Origin of the sequence: Mucilaginibacter sp., from assembly GCF_036568825.1 — a bacterium.
GTDB lineage: Bacteria > Bacteroidota > Bacteroidia > Sphingobacteriales > Sphingobacteriaceae > Mucilaginibacter.
The window spans coordinates 1-8,078 of the sequence record NZ_DATCRU010000042.1; the positions used below are offsets into that span (position 1 = coordinate 1).

Consider the following 8,078-nt stretch of genomic DNA (forward strand, 5'->3'; position numbering starts at 1 on the left):
CTCAATTGCCGCGGAAGGCGGTTACTTTGTCTTGATACAAAGTAACCAAAGATCAAGTCAACAGACACTTGCTTCTTTGCGCACGGGCCTTTACCCTGCAATCAATCAAAACCACAGGCTGCAATACTTTGCCCTACTAGCGTTCCCGCAAGGCCCTCGCTTCCGCAAAGTTTGCTAATGCCCTTCCCGACGCCCAGGCTACCATGTTTTGCTTGATTTCGCCCGAAGCTGGTCTGTTGACGGGGTTTATTTAGTGTTACCGGTACTATAGCAATACATACAAAAAGTCCTTCCCAACCGGAAGGACCTTTCTATTTGTGATTAGATATATGATGGAGCCGACGTTGTCGGGTATGTTCTATTTTTTTCGGGGCAGGTTGATGTATGCTATTATGCTGGCTACCATGGTTACGACAAAAAATATGATGCACCACATGATTCAATATCGATTATCCTGCCATATAATATTGCTCGCGTGATGTTAACTGACTCAATTTTTCTTTCAGAATATTTCTTGCACGATACAATGTAGTGCGTGACAGCAATTCAGTAATGCCTAACTTATTGCCGATCTCCTGGTGAGAATAACCCTCAACAGCATACATATTAAACACCGAGCGATATGCCTGTGGCAATTGTTGAATCAATTTCATCAGGTCGTTTACCTCCAGGTTGTTTGCATTTTGCGCTGCGGATGATAGTGCACCTTCTTCAGCCATATCTTCAACCAGCACCATCGGTTTCAGCTTGCGGTAACGGGAGATGGCGGTATGCACCATGATCCTGCGGATCCAGCCTTCCAGGTTACCGTCGCCACGGTATTTGTGGACGTTGTTAAACATCTTGATAAATCCTTCCTGCAGAATGTCCTGTGCTTCGTCCTTGTCGTTGGCGTAGCGCATGCAAACAGCCAGCATTTTTGGCGCTAAGGCGCGGTATAGCGCTTCCTGTTGTTTGCGGTCGTTTTGCAGGCATCCTTCCCACATGCGGTTCAAATTGATATCGGTGTTCATGGCATTCATATTTGATACACCTATGCCAAACCGAGTGCCCAAATGATAACTAATTGGATTTCAGTAAAATAAATTTTTACGATCTACGAAGGTGTTCGTTTTCGTTACACTGGGTGATACAAAGGCGGACGGTTTTGACCCTTCGAATTGCGATTTTATTGCCCGATATACAAATCGCAAATTTTTATCGTTTAATGGAAAAAAACCGAATCACATGTCAGACAAGAAGAAATTGATTCAAGGAGTACTAATATTAGTATTCTCCTTATTCTATTTTAAATCTATTGGACAAAATATCCAACCAAAGATCAATCGGGATTCATCTAAAACAATAACTCTTGCTGAGTTTAATCAAAAAGTAGATAGGGGAATTTTATTGCTTAAAACAAAACCTCTTGCTGAGATTTCGGATTCAGATCATGTAAACATAATGATGTGTTGGAATACAATTTTTATGGCTATGGTAAAAAACGGTCGTTATACTATTAAATATAATGGAGAGAGGCTAACCTTCCCAAAATACAAAAAGCGATTTTCTGTCGGGCGATACCATAAACTTGAAAAGATGATTGACAAAATTGAGTATACCGTCAATCTTGGAAAGATATATCCGGAATGGTCACCAAGTCGAGGGATGGGTGTATATTTCGATAAGCTTCAAATGGCGATAAAGGGAACTCCAGAACCATACGCTGTATTTAATGTGACACAATAAGCAAATATTGATGCCTAGTCACTAATCTCTAAATGTTTACCTTTGCCTCATCCCGGATAAAAACCAGGCACTATCATGATCAAAGAAATTGAACTAGTCTGCCCACCGGAGCAGCACGAAGATGAAGTCGCTTTAAAAAAGCTGGCCGCAACTACCTTAAGAACATCACCCCAACAAATTACTGGTTTAAAAATTCTCAAACGCTCAATTGATGCCCGTGGCCGCAAGGTTGTTTACCGTATGCAGGTAAGAACATTTATTAATGAGCCTTATATTCCCGAAAGCTATACAGTTAGCTATCCCAATGTCAGCAATGCTAAACCTGTTATTATAATAGGTGCAGGCCCGGCAGGATTGTTTGCTGCTTTACAGTGTATTGAGATGGGATTGAAGCCGATTCTATTGGAGCGTGGCAAAGATGTAAAACAGCGCAGACGTGATCTGGCTAATATCAATAAACAAGGACTGGTGAACCCGGAATCCAACTATTGTTTTGGCGAAGGTGGGGCAGGCACTTATTCGGATGGTAAGTTGTATACACGTTCAACCAAACGTGGTGATGTGAACCAAGTACTCAAAATATTTGTAGCTCATGGTGCATCGGAGAATATTTTGGTTGATGCGCGGCCGCATATCGGTACCAATAAATTGCCTGGAATCATCACAGCCATTCGGGAAACAATACAAAATGCAGGAGGTGAAGTTCATTTTGATATGAAAGTAACAGATCTTATTGTTGAATTTGGGAAGATCAAAGGCATAAAAACATCCGACGGTAACACTTGGAAATCTGATGCAGTCATATTGGCTACAGGGCATTCAGCTAGAGATATATTTGAAATGCTGCACAGGCAAAATATCCTGATCGAAGCTAAACCGTTTGCATTGGGGGTGAGGATCGAGCATCCGCAGGAAATCATCGACCGGGCGCAATACCATTGTGTTATTAGGGGTGAGTATTTGCCGCCGTCGTATTATAGCTTAGTGGAACAGGTGGATGGCAGGGGAGTATTCTCTTTCTGTATGTGTCCGGGTGGAATTATTGCACCATGTGCCACAGAGGATAAGGAAATTGTGGTGAACGGTTGGAGCCCGTCCAAGCGGAATAATCCTTATGCTAATTCAGGTACCGTGGTTCAAGTGAATCTAGATGATGTGAAAGGTGATAATAATGATCCTTTTAAACTGTTAAAGTTTCAACAGCAGGTAGAGCAACTGGCTTTCACAGCAGGCGGTGGCAATTTAGTTGCCCCGGCACAGCGTATGGTTGATTTTGTGGAAAGACGAATTTCCACGGATTTGCCAAAGAATTCTTACCTGCCAGGAACAAAAAGTATTGAATTGAGAGAAATATTGCCTAACTGGATAGCCGCGAGTCTGCAAAAGGCCTTGCCGATATTTGGCAAAAAAATGAAGGGGTATTATACTAATGAGGCCATATTAGTAGGTGTGGAGTCGAGAACGTCATCACCGGTCAAAGTGCCAAGGGATAAAGAGACTTTACAGCATCCACAGGTACAGGGATTGTTTCCTTGTGGTGAGGGGGCGGGTTATGCGGGCGGAATTATTTCAGCGGCTATTGATGGGATAAATTGTGCGGTGGAGGCGAAGAAGATATTATAATTTTCCATGTCATTTCGAACGAGCAGAAGGGGTTGAGTAGTCGGGCGAGGAGAAATCTTATACGATTTGCAAAGCGGACTTGCATAGCGTAGAAGATTTCTCCTCACCCACTTGCTGTAGCCCACCCAGGTTCGTTCGAAATGACAATAAATTTTTATAAACCATGACAACATCCGAAAAACTTCAAAACGAATTGCAAAAGGTATTATCCGGCGATCCATGGTACGGTGATCCGGTTTATGCTATTCTGGAAAAGGTAACCTTTGAGGCTGCTTTTGAAAAATCAGATAATTCTGCGCACAATATTGCCGAGATCGTGCTGCACATGCTGGCGTGGACGGAAGAAGTGATGGACAGGATGAATGGAATGGATGCGGGAGTTCCTTCAAGCGGCGACTGGCCACCTACGGGCAATCCGGAGGAACAAAAATGGCAGAATTATGTTAATGATTTTAAGTTGGTGAATGTAAATTTGCTAGATGTCATTCAGAATTTCCCCGAGGAAAACTGGAATGAGCTTATAAATGACGAACGAAACCGCGAGTTGGGTAGTGGGGTAACTTATGAAGAACTGGTGAACGGACTGATCCAGCATCATATTTACCATTCCGGCCAGATCGCGATACTAAACAGGATTGTAAATGGTTGATTTGCATGAACAAAGAATTACAATGGGAGTTTAACGAAGCTCATATACAGTTAGAAGGCTTGGGAAACTATAGTGAGTCAAATGCAGAAATTCTTCAATCGATATACGAAGATAGATTTAGATCTATGGCCTCTAGATCAACTGACTTTGATACCAATGAATATCATGTGTTATCATCATCAATTTCCGAATTGGATTCAAAAATTGATTTAACATTAAATGGTAAGTCAGTAAAATTGAAAAAGGAAAGTTATATCGATTCAAAGAAACATCTTCTTTTTATTTTAAATAGGTTATTAAGATAATAGTGACAGAGAATAATATGGCTGATAAAAAAACATTGGTTTTAGGCGCTACGCCGAACGAGAGCCGATATGCCAACCTCGCCGCAAACCGCCTGGTGCGCAGCGGACACAGCATTGTGAACGTTGGTCTGCGTGATGGCGTTGTGGCAGGTGTACCAATTGAGAAAGCCGAAACCATACATAAGGATATTGATACGATAACGCTATATGTCGGTCCGCAAAACCAGAAAAGGCTTTACGATTATATATTAAACACCCATCCCCGCCGTATCATCTTTAACCCGGGGACTGAAAATTCCGAATTAAAACGAATGGCTGATGAAAAAGGCATTGAGACGGAATATGCGTGTACATTGGTGCTTTTGTCGATAGGGCAGTATTGAGGTTAGTGATCTGTTATCAGTTAATCAGTTATCAGGTTTGCTCTATCTAAGTTTGATATTGCTATATTAGCTTAACTCAAACATTCAGATATGGAACCTAAAGTATTTCACACCCCTAATGTTCCTAAACCCAACGCATACGTCCCGCAGGCAGTAATTGCAGGGGATTTTATTTTCATTTCCGGCACCACAGGTGTAGATCCGGTTACCGGCAAATTGGTTGAAGGCGGGTTTGAGGAGCAGGCCATACAGGCATTTACAAATATTCAAACCATACTGGAGGATGCCGGCTCATCAATAAACAGGACAGTTAAAATAACAGTATTTATGGTCTCAGGCGCCGACCCCGATTTTTCGATGATAAATCGCACGTATGCCAGATTTTTTCCCGAACTAACACCTGCACGCAGCGCACCGCAGGTAATGCCTTTCCCAGGGAATATTTTGATTTCGGTGGAGTGTATCGCGGCGATGTAAACAGTGCGTTCTTTAATTTACTCCGGGCTTGCAAGACCGTCTGACAAATCATTTAAGAATTTTTCAGGATTCACTACGAAACGGTAGGAATCGGATAACTTGACTTTTTCGATGAATTCATCACGACTTGGCTCAAAAAGTCTTCCTTGTCGGTCCATAAGTAAACAATTGAACTGTCTTGCCAAAGAAAATACAGAGTTTATAAAATCTTTATCCAGTTTACGTAGGTCTACACGGCAACTTACTTCATCTACCTGATTTGTGTTCTCATCAAAGGATACACAAATGTTATTTGTGTCAGCATCGCCAAAATATCTCAGCCCATCAATGCCATTCGGCGATTCTACTATATTTTTAATAAAAGGGAATAATTGATCTATGGTTACAATGAATTTATTCCACCAATTAATTGTTAACGCGTCCTCAAAATCATAAGCGTCTTCTAGATCACTTTTTGCGAAGTGATTTTCCCAACCATCTTTATCAATAAATAACTGATCAGGCATATAATTATATTTACTGATAATAGCGTCCCTAGGAATGAGAGTCAAATTGAATTGCCAGATTGCCATATATTAAGATTATTCTCAGTTTTCAATTTTTGATAGTATTCGTATCTCCTTCGGATAATAATCATTAATCCTATTCGGCAATAATTTAGCCCATCCCAATGGCTGCCCTTCATAGCACATCAAGCTCCAGCCTTTGTCGTTTATATCCAGCCCAGTGATATTATCACGACGCAGGTATTGTATTGCTTGGTCTTTCGTCAATTCAGTTTGCAGGAATTGATCTTTGTTAATAATAAGGCTCAGGGCCAGCTCGTGATCAGGTACCAGGTCTTTGCCCATCAGTTTGCCAATTCGAATACCCGATTTCTTTATATATAGGTATCGCTGCAAAATAGCTAGGCTTTCTTTATGCTGACGGTTTATCGCCAGCCAATCATCATTCACCTTAAAGAAAAAGAAATCATCCGCATTATTAATATAAGGCTTTACCAGGTCGATCTCTTTAAAATTGGGTTTTTGCTGTTCTTTGGATTTTGCAGGGGCAACTTCACCGCTGTTATCCTTCTTTCTGAGGCAGGCTGCAAATAAGCCTTCGCCTTTTACTTTGTCAGGATAAAAACGGTATCCCCAGGCTTTGCTTTGGGTTGATTGGCTTTCCACTATTCCCCAATCGCTATCAATTGGAATGCGGATACTTTCCAAATCGAATTCAATACAAAGCCAATCCAAAATATTTTCGTTTTCCTCCATCGAGTAGGAGCAGGTACTATATATAAGGTAACCATCTTCCTTTAGAGCCGGATAAATATCAGCCAGTATGCGTTCCTGGCGCTGGTGACAAAGATTGACATTGGCTTCCGACCATTCATTCATCGCATCCGGGTCTTTTCGGAACATACCGGAACCGGAGCAAGGCGCATCTACCAGTATAATGTCGAAGAAGCCTTTCAGTTTGCCAAAGTCTTTTGGATCATTATTACTTACGATAGTATTTGCCGGTCCCCATCGCGTTAAGTTATCCGCAAGTACCGGAACACGTGTTTTGATGATCTCATTGGCAACAAGCAGGTCGTTCTCCCTCAAAGCTGAACTCATCAGCGTGCTCTTGCCTCCTGGTGCTGCGCATAGGTCGAGCACCTTGATGCCATCGCTATCCTTATTAATATAATTTAATATGTGACCGATGAACATAGACGATGCTTCCTGCACATAATAGCATCCCGCATGAAAAAGAGGATCGAATGTAAACGATGGCCGGCTATTCAAATAATATCCCTCATTGCACCATGCTACTTTTTCATCACCTTTTATGATAGATGGTTTAAAAGGATTCAGGCGGATAGAGGTAGGCGATTCAGCAATTTGATGCGCTTTTGAAAAATTTTCAGCGTCCAAACCAGGCGATCCGGCGATTGAATTCAGAAAATTTGGAGGAAAAACAGGATTGTTCATATCGTTCTCAAAGATACAAAAATCAGGAGTTTCGATTTTTCATTAGAGAAGTTCACATCTGTGCTAAAATAATTGACCTTAGTTTACAGTGAGTTAAACATTAATTTCGGATTATTTAATATTTCTTTTTGCAGGTCTGCGAAATCTCCTTACATTTGTGTCCCCTTTAGAAAAAGAGGGTTGTTTTTTGAAAAGTTTGGGACTAAAAAATAAATTCAAAAAAAGTGAAAATAACACTTGACACGAATAGATAAAAATTCCCATCTTTGCAGCCGCTTCAGCAACGAAGCAAATAGCTAAAAAATTTAAATCCTGCGGGATTTTAAATATAAGTTCCCTGCGACAGGGAACAAATAAAGTTCTTTAAGAGATAAGAGATAATCAAACAGCGCAGCGGGGCATATCCCACGGGATGTGCACTGTCAAATTAAATAGGATAGGATACTGTATAAAGATACAACGCAGAAATCTTCGGATGGAAGCAAATACAGATTAACAGATTCTATTGAGAAATAGGGTCAGTAATCGAACTCAGACATTATACAATGGAGAGTTTGATCCTGGCTCAGGATGAACGCTAGCGGCAGGCCTAATACATGCAAGTCGGACGGGATTGCGGAGCTTGCTTCGCATGAGAGTGGCGCACGGGTGCGTAACACGTATGTAACCTACCCATATCAGGGGGATAGCCTCTCGAAAGAGAGATTAAGCCCGCATAAAATCACACTGTGGCATCACAGCATGATCAAATATTTATAGGATATGGATGGGCATGCGGAACATTAGCTAGTTGGCGAGGTAACGGCTCACCAAGGCTACGATGTTTAGGGGATCTGAGAGGATGACCCCCCACACTGGTACTGAGACACGGACCAGACTCCTACGGGAGGCAGCAGTAAGGAATATTGGTCAATGGACGGAAGTCTGAACCAGCCATGCCGCGTGCAGG

At 41.7% G+C, this 8,078-nt stretch carries 9 protein-coding genes and 1 rRNA gene; 7 read left to right on the top strand and 3 right to left on the bottom strand.

The genetic code is table 11. From position 1 onward, the window contains the following. Positions 1-449: 449 nt before the first annotated feature. Positions 450-1,013, bottom strand: a complete 564-nt coding sequence (locus VIM89_RS08600) for an RNA polymerase sigma factor (RefSeq protein WP_488155744.1) — start codon at positions 1,011-1,013, stop codon at positions 450-452. A 214-nt stretch (positions 1,014-1,227) separates the two neighbouring features. Between VIM89_RS08600 and VIM89_RS08605 the strand changes: the two genes are divergently transcribed. The 6 genes from VIM89_RS08605 to VIM89_RS08630 all read left to right on the top strand — a co-directional run bounded on the left by VIM89_RS08605 (position 1,228) and on the right by VIM89_RS08630 (position 5,165). Beyond that, entirely contained in the window at positions 1,228-1,728 is a 501-nt protein-coding gene (locus VIM89_RS08605; protein ID WP_488155745.1) for a hypothetical protein, read from the top strand. Positions 1,729-1,803: 75 nt separating this feature from the next. Next, positions 1,804-3,351, top strand: a complete 1,548-nt coding sequence (locus tag VIM89_RS08610) for an NAD(P)/FAD-dependent oxidoreductase (protein WP_488155746.1) — start codon at positions 1,804-1,806, stop codon at positions 3,349-3,351. A 163-nt stretch (positions 3,352-3,514) separates the two neighbouring features. Further along, the gene (locus VIM89_RS08615; protein ID WP_488155747.1) at positions 3,515-4,000 is read left to right on the top strand and encodes a DinB family protein; all 486 of its coding nucleotides are present in this window, start codon (positions 3,515-3,517) and stop codon (positions 3,998-4,000) included. Positions 4,001-4,005: 5 nt separating this feature from the next. Continuing rightward, a complete protein-coding gene (locus tag VIM89_RS08620; RefSeq protein ID WP_488155748.1) occupies positions 4,006-4,305 on the top strand; it encodes a hypothetical protein in 300 nt (99 codons plus the stop codon). A 17-nt stretch (positions 4,306-4,322) separates the two neighbouring features. Then, positions 4,323-4,688: a CoA-binding protein gene (locus tag VIM89_RS08625; RefSeq protein WP_488155749.1), complete on the top strand. Its 366-nt coding sequence runs from the start codon at positions 4,323-4,325 to the stop codon at positions 4,686-4,688. Positions 4,689-4,778: 90 nt separating this feature from the next. Next, complete coding sequence (locus VIM89_RS08630; RefSeq protein ID WP_488155750.1) at positions 4,779-5,165, top strand: Rid family hydrolase; 387 nt, start codon at positions 4,779-4,781, stop codon at positions 5,163-5,165. Between the two features lie 17 nt (positions 5,166-5,182). Here the strand turns inward: VIM89_RS08630 and VIM89_RS08635 are convergent, their stop codons facing one another. Further along, on the bottom strand, positions 5,183-5,671 hold the full coding sequence (locus VIM89_RS08635) for a hypothetical protein (protein ID WP_488155751.1): 489 nt from the start codon (positions 5,669-5,671) through the stop codon (positions 5,183-5,185). An 81-nt stretch (positions 5,672-5,752) separates the two neighbouring features. Next, positions 5,753-7,129 (bottom strand): methyltransferase RsmF C-terminal domain-like protein, encoded by a 1,377-nt coding sequence (locus VIM89_RS08640; RefSeq protein ID WP_488155752.1) that lies wholly within the window; start codon positions 7,127-7,129, stop codon positions 5,753-5,755. Between the two features lie 542 nt (positions 7,130-7,671). On the opposite strand from VIM89_RS08640, the gene VIM89_RS08645 reads away from it, so the two are divergent. Continuing rightward, positions 7,672-8,078 (top strand): 16S ribosomal RNA (locus VIM89_RS08645); the annotation flags it as partial.

Coding starts and splice junctions, on each gene's coding strand:
- VIM89_RS08640 (WP_488155752.1), bottom strand. CDS start 7,129: ATGAACAATCCTGTTTTTCCTCCAAATTTTCTGAATTCAATCGCCGGA.
- VIM89_RS08635 (WP_488155751.1), bottom strand. CDS start 5,671: ATGCCTGATCAGTTATTTATTGATAAAGATGGTTGGGAAAATCACTTC.
- VIM89_RS08615 (WP_488155747.1), top strand. CDS start 3,515: ATGACAACATCCGAAAAACTTCAAAACGAATTGCAAAAGGTATTATCC.
- VIM89_RS08620 (WP_488155748.1), top strand. CDS start 4,006: ATGAACAAAGAATTACAATGGGAGTTTAACGAAGCTCATATACAGTTA.
- VIM89_RS08600 (WP_488155744.1), bottom strand. CDS start 1,013: ATGAACACCGATATCAATTTGAACCGCATGTGGGAAGGATGCCTGCAA.
- VIM89_RS08605 (WP_488155745.1), top strand. CDS start 1,228: ATGTCAGACAAGAAGAAATTGATTCAAGGAGTACTAATATTAGTATTC.
- VIM89_RS08610 (WP_488155746.1), top strand. CDS start 1,804: ATGATCAAAGAAATTGAACTAGTCTGCCCACCGGAGCAGCACGAAGAT.
- VIM89_RS08625 (WP_488155749.1), top strand. CDS start 4,323: ATGGCTGATAAAAAAACATTGGTTTTAGGCGCTACGCCGAACGAGAGC.
- VIM89_RS08630 (WP_488155750.1), top strand. CDS start 4,779: ATGGAACCTAAAGTATTTCACACCCCTAATGTTCCTAAACCCAACGCA.